The following is a 23,390-nucleotide window of genomic DNA, read 5'->3' as shown; positions in this document are numbered from 1 at the left end:
TGAAGGATACCCAGTATCCTGACTTTTGGCAACTATTATTTATGAAACACCCTCAGTTAATAAAAAAGAGATGTATCATCCTGAAAATCCTACAATCCTGTAAATCCTGATTCAGACAAATGAGAGAACGGTCAGCAATCGGGACATGGCAGATGCAAATATTCTGCCCTATCATAGTGCCTCTTTGCTGATGGCTGAAAACCGACAGCCGATAGCCAACAATTAATAGCCATTATGAAATGCTCTAAGATTTTACCATTAGGTGTCTTACTTTTAGTAATTTTAATCTGCTCTGAGTTCTCGCTAATCAAAGCAGAGAGCCCCCCTTTCGCGGAGGTTGTCCCCCACATTACTCCGGGTGAGCTCCTAATTCGTTTAACCCCAGAGGCAGCAGCGGACGTTCAGCGGTTGCAAGCGAACGCACCGATCTCCATTCTACACGCCAAGCACAAGGTTGAGTCCTTACACCTGCTTTTTCCATACATCGCACGCGCCTCACTGAATCCAAACCTAAAACGTATCTATCTATTACGGTTTGCCCCTGATGCACCACTGGTGGAGCTTAGAGGTATTTATGAACAGAGTCCGCTCATTGAGACAGTCGAGTATAACTACCTTCGCCCAACGTTAGCGGAGGCGATCGTTCCTAATGATCCGAAGTATCCCGAACAGTGGAATCTACCGTTGATGAAATTACCACAGGCGTGGGCGATTGAGAAGGGGGATCGAGAGGTAGTGATTGCTATCATTGATTCCGGCATTGATTACAGACACGATGATTTGGCACCCAAAGCGTGGATAAATCCGGGCGAGGTTCCAGATAACGATCTTGACGACGACGGCAACGGTTATGTCGACGATGTCTACGGTTGGGATTTTACCGATGCCCCTAATTTGCAAGGAGAGGGTGATTACATCGAAGGTGATAACGAGCCTATTGATGAAAGCGGACACGGCACACATGTCGCTGGCATTGCTGGTGCGATGCCTGATAACGGAATAGGTATCGCTGGCGTTGCGTGGGAATGTCCACTCATGGCGATCCGCGCTGGTCTCTCCCTCGGTGGAAGTTCTCGAATGCAGGACGATGACTCCGCCGCAGCGATTGTCTATGCTGCTGACAGCGGCGCGAGCATTATCAACATGAGTTGGGGCAGTGAACACCGCTCTTTCGTCATTCAGGATGCGATTGATTATGCGTATGCCCGCGGTGTTGTATTGGTCGCCGCTGCTGGCAATTCTCAGAAGGCTGCCGCGATTTTCCCTGCTGCCTACCGAAAGGTTATTGCTGTCGCATCTACTGAGCAGAATCAACAACGGTTCTACCAGTCCAATTTCGGTGCGTCTGTGGACATCGGGGCACCGGGCAATGTCATTCTCAGTACCCAGATTAATAACCAGTATCGACTCCTAACCGGTACTTCGATGGCTTCGCCACATGTTGCGGGTGTTGCGGCGTTAATTCTCGCCAAACGTCCGGCACTGACGCATGAGGAAGTCCGGCATATACTCATTAACACGGCGGACCCTGTCTACCAAGAGGATAGTGATGTATTGGATGAAAAATTTGTCGGGGCAGGCACTGTGAACGCCGAACGCGCGCTACTCGCAAGTAGCGCATTGCAAGCGCGCATCCTCGCACCTGAAACGAATAGCGGCGGTGCAGATTCAATTACCATCGTGGGGACCGCGGGTGGCTATAAGTTTCACTCTTGGCAGCTGAGTTATGGGGCATCTACGGTCCCTGTTGAGTTTACGCCTTTCACCCAATCCGACGTTACACAGAAAATCGGTGAGACCCTGATTGTTTGGGATACGACAGCCGTTCCAGAGGGAATCTACACCGTCCGCTTAACAGCAACAGCCACAGATGGACAACAGGCGCACGACCAAGTTGTTTTGAGTATAGACCGGACCCCGCCTCAAGTTATCTCACTTACTGCAACAGAGACACTTTACGGTGAGCGAGGACTTACGATTTTCACATGGGCGACAGATGATGTCACCCGGAATACACTCTATTACCGTCGGAAAGACAGTCTCGCGCCTTTCGCACCTGTTGAGAAAACCGATCTCGGCGTAGAGCATTTCCTTTCTTTAGGGTTTGACAGTGGAACCTATCAGTTTTTTGTTGAGGCGGAGAATACAACGAACCTCAAGGCAAGACAGGATAACGGCGGAGCGTTTTATACGATTGACGTTGTCGGTGGACATATTTCGCCGAGTGGGTTCACTGAAAGGTCTCTAAGTATCCCACCGCTCCACATCGCAAGTGTTACTGCGGATTTCGACAGAGACGGTTTGCTGGAAATCGTTGGAAGCCCATCTGCATCTGATATGGTTGGCACCGAGTTACAGTCTGCTATCCTCGCCATCTATGAAAGCCTTCCAAGTGGCAATCGATATGAATTAGCGCATACGCTTGAGACTGTAGATGGACTTTCCAATTTGGAAGGATTCGTTACATGGGCGGTGGATGATACTGATGGCGACGGTTTGCTCGAAGTACTCGCTACCGACGATGCGCGAACCTTTCTCATTGAGAGCACCACGCCGGGTGGGTACCCTCACCAGATTATTTGGGAAACTCCTTTTCTATCCGGCGGTGTCATTGTTGACTTAGATCGCGATGGACAGAAAGAGATTATCGGGGCGGATAATAACAACGACCGACTCCTTATTTTTGAATATGACAATGTAACAAACACCTACGTTGAGGGTGCTGTGTTGGTTAACGAATCCGCTGGTTCCAATGTATTCGCGCAACAGTTTGCTATTGACGATTTTGATAGTGATGGGAGCGTGGAGTTAGTGGCAGCGGATAGCGAAGGCGATCTTTTCGTTTATGAATCTACTTCCATCCGTAATACGTTCCGCCTTGAATGGCAGACGCAGCTTCCGCTTAAAGACATCACACAATTTACTGTAGGTGATCTCACCGGTGATGGTATTTCTGAGTTTGTCGTTGGTGGTTTACTATCGCTACCGGATAATCCTTCGGGACCGCGTATCTGGAAGTTTTTTGTTTTTACGCACACGCCGCGTGGTTACGCGATCCTCTCGGATGGAACGCGCGAGGCGGCTGTCGCGATTGCGCCGCACCGGCTGAGGGGAAACGCTCTCTCAATCGGAGACCTGAACGGTGATGGTTCTAATGTATTGGTTGTTGCTACCTATCCGAATCTCTTTGTAATGCAGTGGGATGGTGCGGCGTTACGGCCACTTTGGCATCGGAAAATGGAGGAAACGCCTGCGCTCTTTACGGTGGATCTCAATCAAAACGGGTTTGACGAGTTTTATGTGAATCTTGAGGATGGAATTTATCGCTTTGAATCCATTTTCGCAACGGATCCGGATTCTATTGATGCACTCATGCCGTGGAATCTTGAAGCGAGACCGTTGACGCAGAAGGCAGTACATGTTACATGGGACGCTGAACAGGACGACGAGACGAGTAGTGGCGATGTCACCGCGCCCCTACAGCAGACCCTCTATTTTACTGTCTACCGCGCGCAAGGTGAAAAGGAGGAGACACCCGCAAGTGACATGTATAAAAAGGTCGCGGAGAACCTCACCGTCACAAGATTCTTAGACAGACAGGTAACAAAGGATAATACCTACTGGTACACCATCACGGCAAAAAATGAGGCGGGAAAAGAAACACGACGCACCGAGGCTGTTTCTGCTACACCGCGAGAACCGCCCCAATTAATCCGTGCAGCTTATCACCGTCCCGGGGATGTGCAACCTGAATCTCAGATTGCCATACCGAGTGAGGTTCCGATGCGAGGAAATTTCTGGGTGCTCGTTACATTTGACCGACGGATGGACCTCGGAATTGGTGACGAGAACCGGTATGTCTTGCGAGCCTCGAAGCGGATTGGTGGTGTGAATCCGGCATCTGCCATTCGTGATCGGATGGGCAGACGCGCCCTCTTGGCGTTTGATACAGAGAGACTCTTTGAGCACTTCGGACAATCGCTTATTGGTACAACGGATCAGTATGAAATTACTGTGTCTAATGTGAGCGATATCGATGAAAACCCTATCCGTGCTTCTACGCGTCCCCTTGAAATACCGCCCGGCATTATGGAGGTAGAAGTGTCAGATCTGACACAGGTACGTGTCTATCCCAATCCGGTGCGTCCGAATGTGGCGGATAAAGGGGCAATCACGTTTGACAGGCTGCCTGTCGGGACACGTATCCAGCTCTTTAACGCAAGAGGTGAGTTGCTTGAAACGTTGGAGGTGACCGATCAGGACCACAATCGTAAGGAGTGGTGGCTGACGAGCAATAACACCGCGGATGTATCGACGGGTGTTTATATCTATGTCCTTGAATTTGATACGGAGAAAAAGGTCGGCAAAATCGCGGTGATTAAATGAACAATTTTATTCTCATCGCAAACCCAATTTCCGGTAAGGGACACGCGAAAAACATTGCTGAACAGGCTTATGCTGCCCTCACCGAATCTGGACATCAAGGACAATTGGTGTTCACTTCGGCATCTGGCGATGCGATGCGTTTCGCGCGAGAAGCCGTTTCTGATGGAATTCGGTCGGTGATTGCTTGCGGTGGTGATGGTACACTCCACGAAGTCGTCAACGGCATTGCGATGGTGCCGGATGTAACGTTAGGTATGCTTCCGTGCGGTCGCGGGAACGATTTTGCTGCAGCGGTTGGTATCCCACTGAAACCTGACGCTGCGATCGCAACCCTTCTATCTGGCATCCCTGTCCGTGTCGATTTAGGACGCTGTTATAATAGCCGTCAGCCGTCAGCCGTCAGCAATCAGGAAGAGCTTGGAATGGAAGAGGGGAAGGGCGGAAGAGTGGGGACCGATCCTTCCAGCCTTCCAGCCTTCCAGCCAGATACTGACAACCGACAACCGACAACTCTTTCCGCTGATAGCCGACAGCCGACGGCTGATTGCTATTTCGTCACTATTGCTACCTGCGGATACGATACAGAAGTGAGTCGCCGCGCTGCGAAAGGGACACCGCTGTTTGCAGGCACTGCTTCATACGCTTACGCGGCTGTGGAGACGTTATTCTACTATGAACCACCTTTTGTGCGCCTTGAAGGGGATTTTGGTATCCATGAAGGACCGCTCCTCCTCGCGGCGACCGGGATCACGAATCGATACGGTGGTGGATTTCAAATTGTTCCGAATGCGCAAATCGACGATGGACTTTTCGATGTCTGCATCATTCGTCCGGTCTCCTCGCTAACGGTGTTACGGCTGATGGTGACACTCTTTTGGGGTGGACATGTATCACATCCGGCTGTTTCTATGCACCAAACCCGTACTTTAACAATTGAGACTGACACGCCGATGCTACTATATGCGGATGGCGAACCGATGTGCGAAACCCCTGCCATTATTGAGATAATTAAAGATGGTCTGATTGTAATGGCACCTCGTTGATTCCCGCTGCTCCTTTGTACTTACGAATCCTCTGGATACATTTCCTCAATAGCATCCCCGTATCGCTCTATAATAACATTCCGTTTCAACTTTAGCGTGGGAGTCATCTCATCGGCTTCCTGTGAGAATTCCTTCTCAAGCAGCGTGAACCGTCGCACCTGTTCAAAGTCAGCGAAATCGGTCAAACGGCTCCGGATGTCACTTTGAATCTGCTGTTGCACCTCGCGTGTTTTGAGCATTGTTGGGAGGTCATCCGTGGCAACACCGTTTTCCGCTGCCCATGCCTTGAGTGCGTCAAAATTGGGGACAATCAGCGCGGCGAGGTTTTTGCGTTCGTTTCCGACCAACATAATTTGGTCAATAAATGGACTTTGCACCAATTCACTCTCTATCGGTTGCGGTGCAACGTTCTTGCCGTTAGAGAGCACAATGATGTTCTTCTTTCTGTCAGTGATTTTGACAAATCCATCCGCATCAATAATGCCGATGTCGCCCGTGTGAAACCAACCCTCTCCGTCGATAACCTCTGCTGTCGCGGATTCGTTATTGAAATAGCCCTTCATAACGTGTGGACCGCGGGTTAAAATCTCTCCGTCTTCGGCGATTTGTACCTCTATGCCCGGGACAGGCATCCCAACCGTCCCGAACTTCCAACCCTCCGGATGGTTCATGCTAATAACGGGTGAGGTTTCCGTTAGTCCGTACCCCTCTAAAATTAGTATCCCCGCGGCGTGGAAAAATTCGGCAATTGCTTGTGGTAACGCCGCACCGCCTGAAACGAAAAAGCGTAACCTTCCGCCTGTTGCTGCTTTCAATTTCGCAAAGACCAACTTGTTGGCAATGTTCTGCTGCAATTGTAAAATTGCGGACGGATTTTTTCCTTGTTGAATTGCCGAACTGACTGCTGAACCGACTGAAACGCCCCAATGGAAAATTTTCTGTTTGAGAGGTGACCCCTCTTGCACGGCACGCAGGATTCTATCGTGCATGGTTTCGTAAAGTCTCGGCACGCTAAGCATCACTGTTGGAGAAACCTCGCCCATGTTCTGCGCGACCGTAAACGTACTCTCTGCGTAAGCTATCTTCGCGCCGGAGAAAAGCGGCACGTAATGCCCACCGAGCCGTTCAAACACGTGCGATAACGGCAGGAACGATAACAACACATCTGCATCGCTGACATCGATAAGCGATTTGCACGCTTGTAAATTAAAAATAAAATTCGCGTGCGTCAACATAACTCCCTTCGGGTCTCCTGTTGTCCCCGAAGTATAGATAATTGTTGCGATGTCGTCTTCGCTTGCAGCGTGGTCTGTTATCTCTCCATCCAATTCACACACTGCTTCAAATTGAATAACACCTTCTGGCGTTTCATCTTCAATCGGATCAAAGCATATTATCTGTTCAAGCGTCGGCACCTCATCTCGGATAGAAAGGACTTTCTTCAATTGCGCTTCCGTAGAGACACAGATAATTTTTGAGCCGGAATCTTTTAGGATATAGCCGACCTGTGCCGCGGTTAGCGTTGAAAACATGGGGACAGTTACTGCTCTGGCTTTGAGCGTGCCAAAATCCGTGATTGCCCATTCCGGACGATTCTCTGATAGGATTGCGACCCGATCATCCTTTTGCACGCCTAAAGCGTTGAGTCCTTTACTGAAAGCGTCCACCGATTCGCCGAGTTCGGCGTAAGAGATGTCCTGATAGGTGCCACCTTTCGGTTTATGTGCAAGTGCGGGTTTACTGCCGTAGTGTTCGATTGAATGTTGTAGTAAAGATATCAGTGTCATAGTAAGAGTCCTCCTGCTATCATTTTGCTGCTATCTTAACATACAGACTGATGAAAGTCAAATTAATCGTTTGTTTCATCTCTACATTTATAGTGAATTATCAAAATACGTGGAATTTACCAAGAGGTGTCCCCTTCACGAAGTTTCCAAATTTCTCTCGATAAGAAGGATAGGGGGTTACTGATCGGGGGTGTATAAAAATTACAGAATTCATTAGAAATTCCTTTCAAACTTGTTTTTTTGTTGCATTCGTGTGGCAAATTGTGCTAAACTATTGAAAATTATCGCAGTCTTCCTCAATTTAGGCAGAATCTAAATAATTGTTGGTAAAATTGTGGGCACTGTGGTAAACTCTATCGTAAAGTCATCCGCTTCTGTGTGAGGAGACGTTCACATGTACGATAAGAAGAATCGTAGAAATATTGGCGCAGCCCCTGATGGGAATGACCTGTTTATTGAAGATGACGAGGAACTCGAAGAAGAACTCGCCCCTGAAGAGGAGGAAACGAGTTCTGGCTATTCGTTGCAACTGATTCACCACATTATTGCTGAGACCGCGGTGGATGATCGTCGCCGTCGCTGGCTCCTTGAGCTTCGTCGCTCTATCCTCAGTGATGAAGGTGAATTTCAGGAAAGGATTCACGCGATTCAGCAGGAAGCACTCCGTATCCACGCAGAAATGGAGGAACAGATTGAAAAGCTGACCGCCCCCGCGAACCGCATTGGGACTCTGCTTGGATTGCCCAAGGAGGACATCGCCCGCGTTATCGTCGGTGGATCCGAATACTATGCTAATATTGATCCAGAGTTGAAGACAGCCGACCTTAAAAAGGGATTTAGTGTCCTGTTGAATGATGCTTTTGTCGTTGTTGGTGAACTCGGATACAACGATGCTGGTCCTATTGCAAAGATAGCTGATCTTCTGCCAGATGGACGGCTCCGTATCGGTCAAGAACCGAATGCCCAATCAGTCATCCTCGAACGCTCCGCAGACCTTGCGGATGCGAAACTAAAACCTGGCGATGAAGTTCGGATTGACGCTAACTTCCGGGTTGCGGTTGAACATCTCCCTGTCACAGAGACAGATGCCTACGCACTTGAAGCGGTACCGAACATACCGTGGTCGAAGGTAGGAGGACTTGACGATACGATCCAACGCATTAAAGATACGATTGAACTCCCGATCCTACATCCTAAACTTTTTGAACAGTTCCAATATAGCGCGCCGAAGGGTTTCCTCCTTCACGGTCCGCCGGGATGTGGCAAAACGCTCATCGGCAAGGCGACCGCTTACAACTTAACGCAGCGGCTCCAAAAGGAGAGCGGAGAAGATGTTGAGGGGTGTTTCCTACACATTAAAGGACCTGAGATTCTTAATATGTGGCTCGGTGAATCTGAGCGGAAAGTCCGAGAGATTTTTCAGATTGCCCGTGAGAAAAAGGAAGATGGCAAGCTCGCATTTGTCTTTATAGATGAGGCGGAGTCGATATTAGGGACACGGCGTGCACTCCGGTCCCATAGCATCTCCAATACGCTCGTCCCGATGTTCTGCGCAGAGATGGACGGTATTGAATCTTTACAGGATGTTGTTATCATCCTTGCGACGAACCGTCCGGACCTGATTGACCCTGCTATCTTGCGTCCGGGTCGCATTGATAGGAAAATTAAAGTGACGCGTCCAGATGCGGACGCTGCGAAAGACATTTTCCGCATCTATTTCACACCTGAGCTGCCTATCGCTTCAGAGTTGTTGCTTGATGGAGAGAGTGAAGCGGCACCAGTAGAGGGTGAAACGCCACCCGAGGTTATCCCTGCTGAGAAGGCTGTGACTGATTTAATCGAACAGGTGGTTGATGAAATGTTCCGCGAGGACGAGGACAACCGTTTCCTTGAGGTTTCTCTCAGGAGTGGAAGACGGGATATTCTCTATCGGGGACATCTGTGCAGCGGTGCTATCATTGAGTCGATTGTCCAGCGTGCGAAGGAGTCCGCGCTCAAGCGTGCGATTGAGAATCCGGAAAAAGAGAGTGGCATCTCGCGTGCAGACCTATTGAATGCGCTTGCCGCGGAGTATCAAGAAAGCGAAATTTTCCCACCAACTGAAGCAACAGAGGATTGGCTCAAGCTCCTTGATTACGATCCAGCGAATGTTGTTAAAGTTACGCCTATCAAAGCTGAGAAACAGGAGCGGCGCAGAGCATCTAGCTCTCGTGTCATTTAGGAGGCGTTATTGGTTGTCAGAGAAGTAGCCGTTGGCAAGAATGGCTGACGGCTCTCGGCTCTCGGCTATCAGCAAAGAACGCTGTGGCTGTTATCCTTTGCGTTGTTGCCACAAGTCCCTCTTGCTGACGGCTGACCACTGATGGCTGATGGCTGATAGCCAAATGGAAAGACTTTTTGGGATTGAAACTGAATACGGAATAACGCTCGAAAATGAAGCGCACATTGATGCCGTCAAGCAGTCGATTGAGCTAATAAAAAGTTATCGCCAGGAGGATTTTCGACCGGTCTGGGACTACCGCGGGGAAGACCCATTTCGAGATGAACGCGGCTTTCGCGCGAGTTCACTTTCAAATCACCCTGACGAAAAAGAGGAAGAGGAACGCGACCGGGAACGTAATACGAAAGAGCGGCTCTCTTTTGCTGAAATTAAGAGCGATCACATCCTTGTCAATGGCGCGAGACTCTACAACGACCATGCGCATCCGGAGTATTCCACACCTGAGTGCAGTCGTCTGTTTGATCTCGTCGCGCACGATAAAGCAGGGGAACGTATTCTTCAGCGGTGCGCCGAAACCCGAAGCGAAAAACTCGGGAAGCGGGTGCTTTTATACAAGAATAATACCGATTTTCACGGGCATAGTTACGGTTGCCACGATAACTACCTGATGGCACGCGAAGTTCCGTTTGAGACTCTCAAACAGGGCATCATGTCGTTTTTTATCACTCGCCAAATCTTTGCTGGGGCAGGGAAACTCGGTATTGAAACGGAAGCAGGACTCGCAACACCGGGACATTACCAACTCTCTCAGCGATCCGATTTCTTTCACGTGGAGGCGAGCGTGGATACGATGCACAATCGTCCCATTGTCAACACGCGAGATGAACCGCACGCGGATGCGTCTAAATACCGTAGGTTGCACGGCATCGCAGGTGATGCGAATATGTCCGAGTACGCGACGGCGCTTAAAGTCGGTACGACAGCGCTCGTCATTACTTTGATTGAACAACGGAGGATTCCAGCGAGTCTAACACTCGTCAATCCGATTGATACTATTAAGACTATATCGCATGACCAGACGTATCGATGGATGGTGATGACGGAAGAAGGGAAAACAATGTCCGCCATTGACCATCAACGTGAGTACCTTGCACTTGCACAGAAATATCTCAGCGAAGATGTAGGATTTGAAACTGACTGGGTACTCACCGAATGGGAGGATACCCTCAACGCGCTTGAGACGGATCCGATGTCTCTCATTGACCGACTTGATTGGGTTGCGAAAAAGTGGTTGCTTGAGACCTTTATTGAAGAAGAAGGGATTGCGTGGGATGACGTGTGGCTCCAAAGTTTGGATTTGGAATACCATAATATTGACTTAGACGAAGGGCTATACTATGGGATTCCGATGCGGCGTGTTGTTACGGATGAACAGATTGATGCTGCACTTCATAACCCGCCTGCTGGCACGCGGGCGTACTTCCGTGGGCGCGCTGTTGATCGATTCGGTAGTTCTATAAAAGCGATTCAATGGGATAGTATCACCTTCACTGTAAACGGACGCACCCGCGAAGTTAATCTGGATGCCCTCGCCGATGCAGAAATTGCCCGTCAGTATAACGAAGCACTTGATCAATCGCCGACTGTTGAAACTCTTATTGAAAAATTGCGTCAGGAATAGTTAGCAGTTGTCAGTACGCTGCGTTTTCAGTTTTCAGTTAAACACTTGTGTCGGTTATTTTTAGTGGTACTGCCACAAGACACCTCTTAACTGAGTACTGATAACTGAGTACTGATAACTGAGTACTGATAACTACTAAAAAGGAGAAATAGAATGGCAGCCAATATGATTGCACAGCTCGAACGCAAACAGAGAGACACAAAACCCATCGGTCCGGGTGATGGCGATGGCGATAATGAAGGGCCAAAGCGGCAGAAAGTCAGTCGACCCGATACGCAGGAGCTGCTCAAACGCATGCGTCGTGTTGACAAAGACCAATCCCGACGCTACCGCCAAAGAACGGGGGAGTGATGAACGATAAGGGCAATTTCTTGAATCGAATGGGCGTGGAGCATGAAGAGTTTGCGCTAAAGGAGGTCATGAACCATAAAGGCGACTTCCTCAACCTCTTAAAACACGCGAACTATTCCTTGAAGATAGATTTGCCATCCGAAGCCGCACAGCACGGTACTGATATTGAGATAGCACATAGTACAACTGTTGTGGCTGTTCGCTACGCGGATGGTGTCATGATCGCAGGCGACCGGCGTGCAACTGCTGGGACCTCTGTTATCTACGATCGGGCGGAAAAGGTTTTACAGATTGATAAGCATTCTGTGCTTGCTATTTCAGGTTCTCCCGCAATTGCTTATGAGATTGCCAGAGTATTGGAGCATTCTTTCCAATACTTTCGCCGCAGTCAACTTCAAGAGTTAAGCCTCGAAGGTAAACTCCGAATGCTGTCCCGGCTCATTCGAGACAATCTGCCTATGGCACTCCAAGGCATCGGGGGCGTTATCCCGATCTTTGCGTTGTATGACTTGGGTGCCGCCGATGAGGAGAATGGCGGAAAGATTTTCTTTTATGATGCACTCGGTGCGCACTTTGAGAACGTCAATTTTGCCACAACTGGGTCTGGCTCCATCTGGATCCGGGGTGTGTTACGTTACCTCTCTCGGTTTGGAGATACACCGTTGCAGGAGATGGATGAACGGCAGGCGACTATCACGATTTTGCGGCTTTTAGACACCGCGAGCGAGTATGATGCAGCGACGAGCGGTTACAACGCGAGGGCACAAATTTTTCCAAATATCAAAACTGTGACACGCATTGGCGTTGAGGATATTTCCGATGATGAATTGGAAGCATGTTACGCTGAGGCACAACCTTAAATAGAGGTAAACCGTGAAAACTCATTTGACCTTCGGAATCCTGATTTTGTGCGCGTTGTTGGTTATCAGCGTTGTCAATCTTGCCGCCGAGGAAAATTGGACGCGGAAAGCAGATATGCCGACACAGCGCTCCGGTTTTGGTACATGTATTGTAAATGGAAAGATATACGCAATAGGGGGCGAGATTGAGGGATTTGGAAACTTGTCCCTCTCAACGGTCGAAATGTACGACCCTAAAACCGATACATGGGAACGAAAAGCAGATATGCTGACAGCCCGCACGGGTGTATCTGTTTCGGTTGTAGACGGAAAAATCTACGCTATTGGTGGAACGGAACTGAAGAGATTTGAGATTGATGTCTTTGATGAGATTAAGCGTGAGTGGAGAAAAGTTAGAGTATGGGATGCTAAAGAACTTCCAACCGTGGAAATGTACGATCCAGTTACAGACACGTGGACGCGGAAAACGGACATGTCAGCACCCAGACAGACTGTTACCTGTGTTGTGGATGGAAAAATATATGCCATCGGTGGAACAGCAACCATTAATTTTAAGGAGGGGAAACCGACACGGCTAAAAACCGTGGAGGTATATGATCCAGTCACTGACACATGGGCAAAAGCCAGAAATATGAACCATGTTCGCGCTGGTGCTGCAGTCAGTGTTGTGGATGGAAAGATTTACGCTATGGGTGGGGTAGGGTGGCCCCAGCTTCCAAATCATCCAGGTCCTTTTCTTTCCAGTGTTGAGGTTTTCGATCCAAAAACAAATCGTTGGAAGGATGTAGCAGAGATGCCTACCCCAAAATCACTTCATACGGCAAGTGTTGTGGATGGAAAGATATATATAATAGGTGGTGGTTTCAGAGACAAGGGACCCTACTTGTATTTACCAACGATTGAAATTTCCGATCCCAAAACCGATCGTTGGACTCAGGCACCGGACATGCCGACCGGTAAAGATGGTCATGGGGCTCAGCCAATAGATAGGCAAATCTATATCCTTGGCGGAAATAGCGGCGGTGATGAAGATCCACTTGTAAATGTCGAGGTTTATGACACGGCAATAGTTCGTGAGCTCATCACCCCAATAGGAAAACTTCTGAAAACGTGGGCAGCGATTAAAATGACCCAATAACGGTTGTCAGTTATCGGTTAAGAGGGAAACCTAAATCATCAAGTCTTTCTCTTAACCGATAACCTAAAGGTTTTTCGTAGAAAACCGTACCGATAACCGACAACTCTCTTGCGAGGCACATAATTAAGAAATGCGAGATGAACCGTATCGCTGGATAGAAGCGATCCAGGACAGACGAGATTACATTGAAGACCAACTCCGGGTTGGGAGTCCTGTTGTAGGACTTACCTATAATGAGGGTATGGTGCTCCTCACTATCGGCAGAGGACAACGCAAAATTTTTGAGGTACACGACCGAATTGCCCTCTCCGCAATCGGACACCCTGCTGATATTGAGCGTCTTCGGATGCTTGTTACGGATACTGCCAGCGTCCAGGGTTTTCAGAACGCCACCGAAGATGTAAATCTGCACCGACTCACGAATTTTGTCTTGGCGCACACCTTCAAACAGGCGTTTGAGTCCATCGTCGGTGAGGCGTATATTATTAAAATGTTGCTTGCCGAACTCGGCGGCACTTCTGATAAAAACCGTTTTACCTGTATCAATTATGACGGAAATGTTCGGACAGACATGACCTCTACTGTTATTGGTGGTACAGGAGCGATCGAAGAGGGAATGCAAAACTACCTCGCTACTGCGTCTACTGATACCGACAGGAATTTGACTGCTGCGCTCCAGTTGGGTTTAGAAACGTGGGCGGTCGGTAAAGAATTGAGTTCGCGGGAACCGGAAGATGCTGAATTGGAAAACACTCAGATAGATACCGAGCAGATGCATGAGATTGTTAATGCTGCACGGGAAGATGGCGAAATTGAGGCAGGGGTTTTGGAAACCACGCAACGCGGGACAAGTAAGTTTCGGCTGTTGGCTTCTGAAGAAATTGAAACTGCACTGCAATAGTTATCGGAAGAATAGTTATCAGTACTCAGTTATCAGTTATCGGTTAAGAAGTCTCTTAACTGATAACTCTCACTGCGAGGCAAACTGACAACCACTCATGAAGAAACGCATTTTTGGAATTGAAACTGAATTTGGATGTATGACCGATGCCGAACGGGTTCGTGGCACCTCTGAGGGTGTCGCTGCGCGTGTTCGTGACTACGTTTTCGATGTTTTGGAACTCGGTCTGCGCGACATTCACTACCGAGATTGGGGCGAACCGCCCGGTAATGGTGGGTTCCTCTTCAATGGCGGTCGTCTCTACATTGATATGGGGCATCTTGAGTACGCTACGCCTGAATGTGCGACACTCTTTGACCTCATTGCTTATGATAAAGCGATTGAACGTATCATCAACAATATCCTCACGGATACTGGGTTGCCTACGGCTTTCTTCAAAAACAATATTGACCATTTTACGGGTGCGACCTTCGGATGTCATGAAAACTTCCAAATCAGTCGAGATGTTCCTTTTTACCGCGTCGTTATTCCGACACTCATGCCTTTCTTCGTTACTCGTCAGATTTACGCGGGCGCGGGCAGAGTTGGTGCTTATGATGAGATGATCGAATTCGGTGATTTTCAGGATGAACTCGGTGAGCAACAGCACTATCAAATTTCGCAACGTGCCGATCACATCGTTACTGAAATTTATGAGTGGATCCAATTCAGTCGAGCAATCATCAATACGCGAGATGAACCGCTTAGCGATTACACGAAATACCGTCGTCTCCATCTCCTCGTTGGGGACTCCAATATGTCGGAGTACGCAACAGCGTTGAAGGTAGGGACTACAGCACTCTTGCTCACTGCTATTGAAATGTTTCATGAGATGCATGGGGAAAAATTGCCGCTCCCCGGTTTTGAACTTGCCGACCCGGTGTACGCGATTCGGCACATCTCACGTGATCATACTTTCATGTGGCGTGTTGAACTGAAATCTGGAAAGACGATCTCCGCTATCGATTTGCAGCGAGAATATCTGAACTTCGTTCAAGCGTTCATTACTGAATATGACGAAGAGACCGAGTGGGTGCTCTCAGCATGGGAAACTATCCTTGATGACCTTGAGGATGATTGGCAAAACGTCATTGATCGTGTTGATTGGGCTGCCAAGAAATGGTTGCTTGAAGCTTTCATTGCTGAAGAAGAACTTGATTGGGAAGATGCTTGGATTAAAAGTCAAGATTTAGAATATCATAATATCCATACTGAAAGTGGACTCTATTACGCGCTTCAGGAGCAAGGACAGATGCAACGGGTTGTTACGGATGAACACATTCAGCATGCTATTGACAATGCGCCGCAAGATACCCGTGCCAAAGTTCGGGCATTTCTGATGCATACCCTTACTCAAAACAGGATGCCATGCATCGTTGATTGGCATCAAATATATGCAGGACATACAGAATATTTTGAGATGAAAGAGCCTTTTGACACTAACATCGCGAAGGCGCAAAGATGGATGAAAAGGTTACGGAAACGCCCCTCGCGAACTTAAGGAGAAAAACCATGGCAGAAAACAGAAGCATACACACGGATTGCGAAGGGTTTTACCGCCGAGATTTTCTCAAGGCTGGTGCCCTCGGCTTATTTGGTCTCAGTCTCACGGATCTATTCCGACTTAAAGCGCAAGCTGGAACTACATCTCGGGTGAAAGAAACTGCTACCTCTGTTATTCTTGTTTGGTTAGGTGGCGGTCCGAGCCACCTTGATATGTGGGATCTCAAACCGGATGCGCCTGAAGAGATTCGTGGGCTTTTCAAACCGATACCGACAAACGTCAGTGGTATCCAGATCAGCGAGCATCTCCCTCGACTCGCGCAGCAGACCGATAAACTCTGCATCATCCGTTCGATGACTTCCCCAGAGGCAGCGCATGAGCGGGGGACCCACTATATGATGACAGGTTATCAACCTTTACCCGGTTTTGCTGTCCCAGGATACGGTGCTGTTGTCTCCAAGCTCAAAGAGCAGCGAAGTGCCTTGCCACCCTATATCGCTGTGCCTGCGCCAGTTGCGTATGGTGGCGGAGGTTTCTTAGGGGCGTCGCTTGCGCCTTTCTCACCCGGTGGAAACCCGGCGAGTAAGAATTTTAAAGTGCGCGATTTAGAGCCACCTAAAGGGGTTTCTTATGAACGCGTCGAACGGCGGCGTTCATTGCGTGAGGCTGTTGATGCCGCTTTCAAGAAATATGAAGCAGGCAATCCAGCTGCTGAAGCAGTTGATGAGTTCTATACCTCTGCTTACAACCTAATGAGTTCCACGGATGCCCGTGCTGCGTTTGATCTCAGCAACGAGTCGGACAAAACGCGCGATGCGTATCAACGCAACACCTTCGGACAGAGTTGTCTTCTCGCCAGAAGGCTCGTTGAGGCAGGTGTTAACTTCGTCACTGTCAGTAACGGTGGATGGGATAACCACAACAACATCTTTTCATCATTGCCGGGTAAGCTCAACGGCTTTGACCGGACGATGGCTACCTTGATCGGAGACTTAAGCGATCGTGGATTGTTGGAGACGACGCTCGTCGTTGCAATGGGTGAATTTGGCAGGACACCTGTCATTAACCGCAACGCTGGACGCGACCACCACTCCCGTGTCTTTTCGATTATGTTAGCGGGTGGTGGTGTCCAAGGTGGACAGGTCATCGGTGCCTCAGATCCGCTTGGCATTGAGCCTGCAGAAACGCCCGTGCGTCCCGAAGACTTGTCGGCAACGCTTTACCGGTCCCTCGGTATTGATTATAATGAGCATCTGGAATCCCCGGATGGTGTCCGCATTGTCCTCTCACGAGGTGGTAGACCTGTTCGCGGCGTTCTTGCTTAGAGTGGCTATCGGCTGTCGGCTATCAGCTATCAGTAAAGAGGTTTCCTCATAAAGGGGAGTCCTCTTGCTGACGGCTGATGGCTGACGGCTATTCTTGCCGATAACTAACGATGAGTAAGTACCTATGCTTCGCATCTCTTTCGTTATTTTCCGTAACATAGGGATTCTGATAGCAGCATCCTATATTATCTTTGCAATACCGATCGGTTTTGCAGACCAACCGCTATCCCCGATCTGGTCACTTGAATTTAGCCCGGATGGCAAGACCCTCGCTGTTGGAAAATATCAGTGGGTTGAACTCTGGGATCTGGAGACGCGACGCGTCGTTTACACTTATGAACCGCATGTCGGTGAGGTGAGGAGTCTCGCGTTTTCCTCAGATGGTAAAACCCTCTATACGAGCAGCGGTTTGGCTTCCCAAAGCGGTGAGATACGCGTTTGGAATGTCATCTCTGAAGAACTGATAAACAGTTTTGAGATTCACGGTGATACCATTGAATCCATCTCGCTCAGCCCAAGTGACACAACTTTACTCACTGCCAGCATGGATGAGTATAGTGCTGTTATCGACTTAACACCACTGGAAGGTAGCGACTTTTCCATAGACGATCAGGTTTCTAAATGGCTTACCCAACATGTTGGTAGAGTCCTCTGCACCTTGTACCATCCAGCAGGCAATTACTTTGTCACTGGTAGTGAAGATAAAACTATAAAGGTCTGGAATCCGAAGACCTTTACCGTTTTAGTGAACTTTGATGCCAACGATGATGCAGTGTATAGTCTCGCATATTCAGCCAGAGAAGGTGTCATAGTTTCTGGTTCCGCTGATGATACTGTTCGGACGTGGCGTGTTGTGCCAGTAGGAGATGACGATGAAATTGCTGTGGGACGAGACTCATTGGAAATGACGGGGGTTTTGGTTCGTGAATACAACGGACATCAGGGACCTGTCTACAGTGTGGATTCTGGGCTTGTATTACCTCGGCAAGCGAATAATCGGGTAGCGATGATCGCGTCCGGTAGTGCGGATGCTTCGGTAATTATCTGGAATCTTCGGTCCGGCAACCGCTACGCGACCTTCGATGAACCGACGGATGCCGTTTATGCCGTGCGGATCAGCCCGAATGGCGCGTTTGTTGCGGCGGGGGGTCGTGATGGCAAAGCCCGACTCTGGAATCTCCGTACACGTGCTTTAACTCACGAACTCACGGATTCTGAGGAATAGCCTTTTTGGAGGACCTTCACAATGCATACCCATACAATGTCCTTTTTGGTGAGGTGCTTACGTTTTGCAAGTATAGCCCAAATGCTTTTCGCTCTGTTCCTTTTTTTAATTGGTGTCCCTGTATTCGCTCAAGGTGCCCCGCGACTCAATTCGCTGTTTCCAGCGGGCGGACAACCCGGCACGACTGTTGAGGTTGCCATCCAAGGCTCGGATTTAGAAGGGGCGCATACCCTCATTATTGGGGGCGAAACCGGTATTACTGCCCAACTTCACCCGAGTGGTGGTGAGGTCGATGAGACGCATAAGCCTGTTTTTGAGGCGAATTGTGGACAGTGTCACGAGCTCCGTTCTCCAAACAATCGATCGATGACTCCGGCGCAGTGGAAGGCGACTGTTCAGCGGATGATTACGGAAAAAGGCGCGGAAATCAGTGCGGAAGCGGAGACCCAAATTGTCGCCTATCTCACATCGGCAGCGAGAGCCAGTGGTGGGTTAACCGCGGCGTTATCTATCGCACCGGATGCGCCCATCGGACTACGTGAGGTTCGGGTCGTCGGTAAACACGGCACCTCCACCGCATGGCCCTTTGAGGTTAGTGATACGCCTGACATTCTTGAGACGGAGTCGAATAATACCCCGGAATCCGCTACCACTATTGAATTGCCGACCCTCATCAATGGACTCATTAATCCGGGTGGAGACGAAGATTATTACGTTTTTGAGGGAGTCGAGGGAGAAAGATGCGTGTTTAGCGTCAAAGCGTATCGTCTCAATAACATTAGTCAACAATTCTTCAATCCGACGCTCTCTCTTTTCGATGAAAAAGGGGTTGAGTTGGCACGAAGTAACGGTTTCTACAGTCTGGATCCGCTTCTTGATATTACACTCCCCGCTGACGGACCTTATGTACTGCGCATCCGAGATTTGTTACATCGCGGCAATCCGGATTCGGTTTACCGATTAACGGGTGGTGTTCTCCCTTACAATACCTACCTTTTCCCTGCTGGTGGAACACTTCCTGATGAAGATCGCTTGCTGGAAGAGGAGGCGAAACGCTTTTATGGACCGTCCACGCCTGCCGAAGTCAATGTTGTTCAATGTGTTATTGGCGGTGAAAATCTTCCTGAAACCGAGTGGCAGGTGGAATTGACTGGTGATGAGCAGCCTGGACTCAAGCAAATTCGTACGCCTTACGGCATTTTTCCCTTCATTGTTAACACGCACCCAGAAGTTATCGAGGAAAATGTCGTGGCTCAATCCACCGAGAATGAAACAGTTGCGAAAGAGATCGCGCCTCAGTTTGCTGAGTCCGAAATCCTTTTTCAAGCGAAATGTACAGCGTGCCATGAACTCCGTTCACCGAGCAATCGTGCACTCTCTGCCGAGGAGTGGGAAAGCACGATTACACGCATGTCGAATAAAGAGAACGCAGACATTACAACGACCGAACGTGAGCGGATCATCGCTTTTGTTGCGCAAGAGGCGCAACGTTTAGGTGAACTGATTGCCCGTCAACTTGAACACGCGCAGCACATCACAACGCCCGGCGCGATCAGTGGACGCATTTCAGAACCTGGTGAAACGGACTACTACCGCTTTACCATTTCAGAAGGGACAAGTCTCGGTCCGTGGTGGGTGATCTTCCCGTTTGATAACATTGATGAGACAGGGTTTGATACCGTTTACCCCCCTGAAACGGAGATAGATTTTAACAAGGAATACATCGGCAAGGATGGACGAAAGATCGGGTGGTATAAAACTGAGAGTAGAGGTGAAAACGTCTTCTCAAATGTCCCTGAAGACGATGTAACGGGCTATGCCTTAACCTATCTCGACGCTGATCGGGATCAGAATTATCTCTTATCGCTCGGTTCAGACGATACTATCAAGATATGGGTGAATGACCGCCTCGTTTTCAGTAAATACGTCCATCGCCCGCTACGCCGTGCAGATGATGTGATCCAGCTGCCGATCTCTAAGGGTAGAAACAAGATTTTGGTGAAGGTCACAAATGGATACGGACCCTGGGGATTTTTTGCAGATATAGGGGGCTACTCCTTGACTGTCTCCGCGGAACGTCTCAATTCACCCCTGAGTCCATCGCTTACCCTGCTCAATGCAAGTGGTGAGGTATTGGCAAATAATGCTGGTATTGGTGGAAGGCGCAACGCTATCATTGATTACAGTTTCGATGAACCTGGTGTATACGCCGTCCGTATTGAGGACATCACTGGTAACGGAGGTGCCGGGTATGTTTACCACTTAGATGCCCGTCCGACGACCCCAGATTTCGCTATCTCTGTGACACCCGATAATCCGAATATTGGGCGCGGTGGCACTGTCCTATTGGAGGTGACGCTGCAGCGTCGTGTCGGATTTACAGAGCCGATACTCTTGTCCGTTGAGAACTTACCGTCGGACATCACCGCCAGTGAGAGTGCGATTCTTTCCAGTACTGGTGTTACGGAGGGGTACATAACCCTCACAGCTGCTCCGGATGCCGATTTAGCGAATTCTGTCGTTCAAGTTGTTGGCTCTGTTACAACTGCCACTGGTGATGAATTCCATCGCGCCGCGACACCCGTTGAGATCTATCGTATTCAGAACAACGATCAGACCGTTCAACGCAAGAACGTTGTGGTCAGCATTACGGAAACCTCACCTATTATACTGTCAACGGAACTGGAGGAGGTTGTGGTAACTCCAGATTCTCGGATTGATGTCACTGTCAAAGTTGCGAGACAAAGCGGCAATAGGCAAAACCTGAACTTGACCGCTGTTGGTTTACCTTTGGGGGTGCGGCTCCAACGACAGAACACCTTACTCCGAAGGAATAAGAACGAAGCCACGTTGATACTTGTGCCGAATATTATTACGACCGGCAGGAGTGGCAACCAGTTGCGGCGCAATCCCTTCGTGGGCACACAACAAACCGTTCCTTATACCGTTGTCATCAACGCGTCGGTCGGGCAACGACGTATCGCCAGTAGTCCTGCTATCAAACTCTGGCTCGGCTCAGCGAGTTCTAATGGACAGGCGCAGCTGGAAGGGAATTAACAGTAGTTATGGGTTCGATCACTCTGATGACTGAGTCGCTCGGAACCTTAAGAACGGTTTTCTCCGTGTATCGTTCTCACTGCGGACTTCTCTGGCGTATTATGCTTCCTGTCGCCATCATCGCTATCCCAGCATATCTGGTGGTGATTTTATGGTCTTTGCACGCTCATACTGATAAGATTGACGAAATCACTGAAAACGAATTTGACACACAGTTCACAAGCAAAGTTAGCACGAATTTTGGGGCATCTTATGAATTCTTGGTCCCTAAAAGCGAGGCTTTGGACTTTACCGAGTTGAACTGGAAGCCTAACACAGGTTCCTCAGAAGATGCTTCTGAAGAACCTCGGACGAATGAGTTGGTAAGTTTTATGTTCCCACCTGGACGACATACGTGGATGCTTCTTCCAACTCCAGTTGTTAGCTTAACCGACGATAAGGGAATTGCAACTTGGATGTGGCGGTTAAGTTTTGACCGACCGGCGGACTCACCCCGAAATCCTATGACGCTTTTACTCCTCACGCTCTGTCCACTCTCCTTGGCTGTCGGGCACATATTGCGCCGTTCAGACCAGTTCGGACTGCAGCAGAATCGACTCACGGCACGCGAGGCGTGGCAGCAGACGGGACGGAAGGCATGGACGGTCTTAGGGATATTAATACTTGTTGTTTTGGTTATGTTTGTCATTTCGCTCGTCCAGGACTATTCCAATGACTTTGTGATCGGTAAAATAGCGCATTGGTCAATAATACCTACAGATTTCTTGTCCCTAACATTATTAATGACTCCGTTTTATTACATATTCACTGCCCTTACACTCTACTTTCTTGTGGCGATTAGCCTTTACAATCCGTGCCTTATCCTTGAAGACAATAGATCCGTTGTGAGCGTTCTTCGGAGGAGTTGGGGTTTAGTCCACGGTACAAAATGGCGTTTCATCGGAATTTATCTTTTGACGGGTTGGATAATTTCGGTGATTGACTCTGTGTTGATGGGTACCATATTGTGGGGATCTTCGTTGTTTATCTCTGATCTCGCGGCGGTTCAAGGCGCGCTCTCTCCGCTAAAATTCTTGACACTCATCATCGGTGCTGACATTCAAATCCTGCTGCCGCAGCTCCTTAGCACATGGGTTATGGTGGCGATTCTTGGTATTGATGTTTTAATAAAGGCATTGTTGCTACCGATATGGGCAATTCTCACAACAAATCTCTATTTAGAACGCGTCGATGCTTAGTTTCCCTAAAAAAGTCTAATTTTCACTTGACGAATTGCATTTTCTGTGGTATTCTATGTGATGTTGCAAAATAAATTTGACATTTCTGGAATTTTGTGATATACTTAGTATTCACGCTTTTGGTAAGTCTTCGTGACTTCGTGAAATAAATTTGACATTTTTTGGTTTTTGTAGTATACTTAATATCGTCTTTTGGACCAGTTGCTCGAGTTAGGAGTTTCGGTTTGAAAAACCGAAGGTGAGGTGCAACTCCTCTCTGGTCGATTTTTGGAAAATAAATTTGACATTCATATCGTGATTGTGGTATACTTAAAAACATGCCATAGGGGGTGTAGCTCAGTTGGGAGAGCATCTGGTTTGCAACCAGAAGGTCAGCGGTTCAATTCCGCTCATCTCCATCGCCTATGTAACAAATAGGCATTGTTCTTTGACAATTGTATAGAGAGGGTAAATCGGTAGAATGATATTACTTATCAAGCTACTAAGGGCTTACGGTGGATGCCTTGGTGCCAGGAGTCGACGAAGGGCGTGACAGGCTGCGATAAGCTTCGGGGAGTCGCTTAATAGACTTTGATCCGGAGATTCCCGAATCGGGCAACCGAGCAGGTTAATCCCTGCTACTCGTGTTTACACG

The 23,390-nt window shown here is 48.8% G+C and carries 14 protein-coding genes, 1 tRNA gene and 1 rRNA gene; 15 read left to right on the top strand and 1 reads right to left on the bottom strand.

The window, feature by feature from the left end; genetic code table 11:
- Positions 1 to 234 precede the first annotated feature (234 nt).
- Positions 235 to 4,386, top strand: a complete 4,152-nt coding sequence (locus tag OXH39_12120) for a S8 family serine peptidase (protein MCY3551196.1) — start codon at positions 235 to 237, stop codon at positions 4,384 to 4,386.
- Positions 4,383 to 5,429, top strand: a complete 1,047-nt coding sequence (locus OXH39_12115) for a diacylglycerol kinase family lipid kinase (GenBank protein MCY3551195.1) — start codon at positions 4,383 to 4,385, stop codon at positions 5,427 to 5,429. Before OXH39_12120 ends, OXH39_12115 begins: the two co-directional genes overlap by 4 nt.
- 20 nt (positions 5,430 to 5,449) lie before the next feature.
- Here the strand turns inward: OXH39_12115 and OXH39_12110 are convergent, their stop codons facing one another.
- Positions 5,450 to 7,216 (bottom strand): long-chain fatty acid--CoA ligase, encoded by a 1,767-nt coding sequence (locus OXH39_12110; protein ID MCY3551194.1) that lies wholly within the window; start codon positions 7,214 to 7,216, stop codon positions 5,450 to 5,452.
- Positions 7,217 to 7,610: 394 nt separating this feature from the next.
- On the opposite strand from OXH39_12110, the gene OXH39_12105 reads away from it, so the two are divergent.
- From OXH39_12105 to OXH39_12045, 13 genes are all read left to right on the top strand, one after another.
- Entirely contained in the window at positions 7,611 to 9,437 is a 1,827-nt protein-coding gene (locus OXH39_12105) for an AAA family ATPase (GenBank protein MCY3551193.1), read from the top strand.
- A gap of 163 nt (positions 9,438 to 9,600) precedes the next feature.
- Complete coding sequence (locus OXH39_12100; GenBank protein MCY3551192.1) at positions 9,601 to 11,118, top strand: proteasome accessory factor PafA2 family protein; 1,518 nt, start codon at positions 9,601 to 9,603, stop codon at positions 11,116 to 11,118.
- A 153-nt stretch (positions 11,119 to 11,271) separates the two neighbouring features.
- Positions 11,272 to 11,469: a ubiquitin-like protein UBact gene (locus tag OXH39_12095; GenBank protein MCY3551191.1), complete on the top strand. Its 198-nt coding sequence runs from the start codon at positions 11,272 to 11,274 to the stop codon at positions 11,467 to 11,469.
- Positions 11,469 to 12,329: a proteasome subunit alpha gene (locus tag OXH39_12090; protein ID MCY3551190.1), complete on the top strand. Its 861-nt coding sequence runs from the start codon at positions 11,469 to 11,471 to the stop codon at positions 12,327 to 12,329. Before OXH39_12095 ends, OXH39_12090 begins: the two co-directional genes overlap by 1 nt.
- A 13-nt stretch (positions 12,330 to 12,342) precedes the next feature.
- Complete coding sequence (locus OXH39_12085) at positions 12,343 to 13,467, top strand: hypothetical protein (protein ID MCY3551189.1); 1,125 nt, start codon at positions 12,343 to 12,345, stop codon at positions 13,465 to 13,467.
- Between the two features lie 130 nt (positions 13,468 to 13,597).
- A complete protein-coding gene (locus tag OXH39_12080; GenBank protein ID MCY3551188.1) occupies positions 13,598 to 14,368 on the top strand; it encodes a hypothetical protein in 771 nt (256 codons plus the stop codon).
- Positions 14,369 to 14,465: 97 nt separating this feature from the next.
- Positions 14,466 to 15,908: a proteasome accessory factor PafA2 family protein gene (locus tag OXH39_12075; GenBank protein ID MCY3551187.1), complete on the top strand. Its 1,443-nt coding sequence runs from the start codon at positions 14,466 to 14,468 to the stop codon at positions 15,906 to 15,908.
- A gap of 11 nt (positions 15,909 to 15,919) precedes the next feature.
- The gene (locus OXH39_12070) at positions 15,920 to 17,236 is read left to right on the top strand and encodes a DUF1501 domain-containing protein (protein MCY3551186.1); all 1,317 of its coding nucleotides are present in this window, start codon (positions 15,920 to 15,922) and stop codon (positions 17,234 to 17,236) included.
- Between the two features lie 124 nt (positions 17,237 to 17,360).
- Positions 17,361 to 18,461 (top strand): WD40 repeat domain-containing protein, encoded by a 1,101-nt coding sequence (locus tag OXH39_12065; GenBank protein MCY3551185.1) that lies wholly within the window; start codon positions 17,361 to 17,363, stop codon positions 18,459 to 18,461.
- Between the two features lie 21 nt (positions 18,462 to 18,482).
- Positions 18,483 to 21,518: a hypothetical protein gene (locus OXH39_12060; protein ID MCY3551184.1), complete on the top strand. Its 3,036-nt coding sequence runs from the start codon at positions 18,483 to 18,485 to the stop codon at positions 21,516 to 21,518.
- Positions 21,519 to 21,526: 8 nt separating this feature from the next.
- Positions 21,527 to 22,756 (top strand): hypothetical protein, encoded by a 1,230-nt coding sequence (locus OXH39_12055; protein ID MCY3551183.1) that lies wholly within the window; start codon positions 21,527 to 21,529, stop codon positions 22,754 to 22,756.
- A gap of 325 nt (positions 22,757 to 23,081) precedes the next feature.
- A tRNA-Ala gene (locus OXH39_12050) sits at positions 23,082 to 23,154 on the top strand.
- A 73-nt stretch (positions 23,155 to 23,227) separates the two neighbouring features.
- A 23S ribosomal RNA gene (locus OXH39_12045) occupies positions 23,228 to 23,390 on the top strand; the annotation flags it as partial.

It is taken from the genome of Candidatus Poribacteria bacterium, assembly GCA_026702755.1.
Classification (GTDB): domain Bacteria; phylum Poribacteria; class WGA-4E; order WGA-4E; family WGA-3G; genus WGA-3G.
Note: the sequence above shows the minus strand (reverse complement) of the source record. Positions and strands in the feature narration are given on the sequence as shown.

Excerpts from the sequence above, each read along its gene's own strand:
- OXH39_12110 (MCY3551194.1), bottom strand. The coding sequence starts at position 7,216 with ATGACACTGATATCTTTACTACAACATTCAATCGAACACTACGGCAGT.
- OXH39_12060 (MCY3551184.1), top strand. The coding sequence starts at position 18,483 with ATGCATACCCATACAATGTCCTTTTTGGTGAGGTGCTTACGTTTTGCA.
- OXH39_12095 (MCY3551191.1), top strand. The coding sequence starts at position 11,272 with ATGGCAGCCAATATGATTGCACAGCTCGAACGCAAACAGAGAGACACA.
- OXH39_12105 (MCY3551193.1), top strand. The coding sequence starts at position 7,611 with ATGTACGATAAGAAGAATCGTAGAAATATTGGCGCAGCCCCTGATGGG.
- OXH39_12080 (MCY3551188.1), top strand. The coding sequence starts at position 13,598 with ATGCGAGATGAACCGTATCGCTGGATAGAAGCGATCCAGGACAGACGA.
- OXH39_12065 (MCY3551185.1), top strand. The coding sequence starts at position 17,361 with ATGCTTCGCATCTCTTTCGTTATTTTCCGTAACATAGGGATTCTGATA.
- OXH39_12090 (MCY3551190.1), top strand. The coding sequence starts at position 11,469 with ATGAACGATAAGGGCAATTTCTTGAATCGAATGGGCGTGGAGCATGAA.
- OXH39_12055 (MCY3551183.1), top strand. The coding sequence starts at position 21,527 with ATGGGTTCGATCACTCTGATGACTGAGTCGCTCGGAACCTTAAGAACG.
- OXH39_12115 (MCY3551195.1), top strand. The coding sequence starts at position 4,383 with ATGAACAATTTTATTCTCATCGCAAACCCAATTTCCGGTAAGGGACAC.
- OXH39_12100 (MCY3551192.1), top strand. The coding sequence starts at position 9,601 with ATGGAAAGACTTTTTGGGATTGAAACTGAATACGGAATAACGCTCGAA.
- OXH39_12070 (MCY3551186.1), top strand. The coding sequence starts at position 15,920 with ATGGCAGAAAACAGAAGCATACACACGGATTGCGAAGGGTTTTACCGC.
- OXH39_12075 (MCY3551187.1), top strand. The coding sequence starts at position 14,466 with ATGAAGAAACGCATTTTTGGAATTGAAACTGAATTTGGATGTATGACC.
- OXH39_12120 (MCY3551196.1), top strand. The coding sequence starts at position 235 with ATGAAATGCTCTAAGATTTTACCATTAGGTGTCTTACTTTTAGTAATT.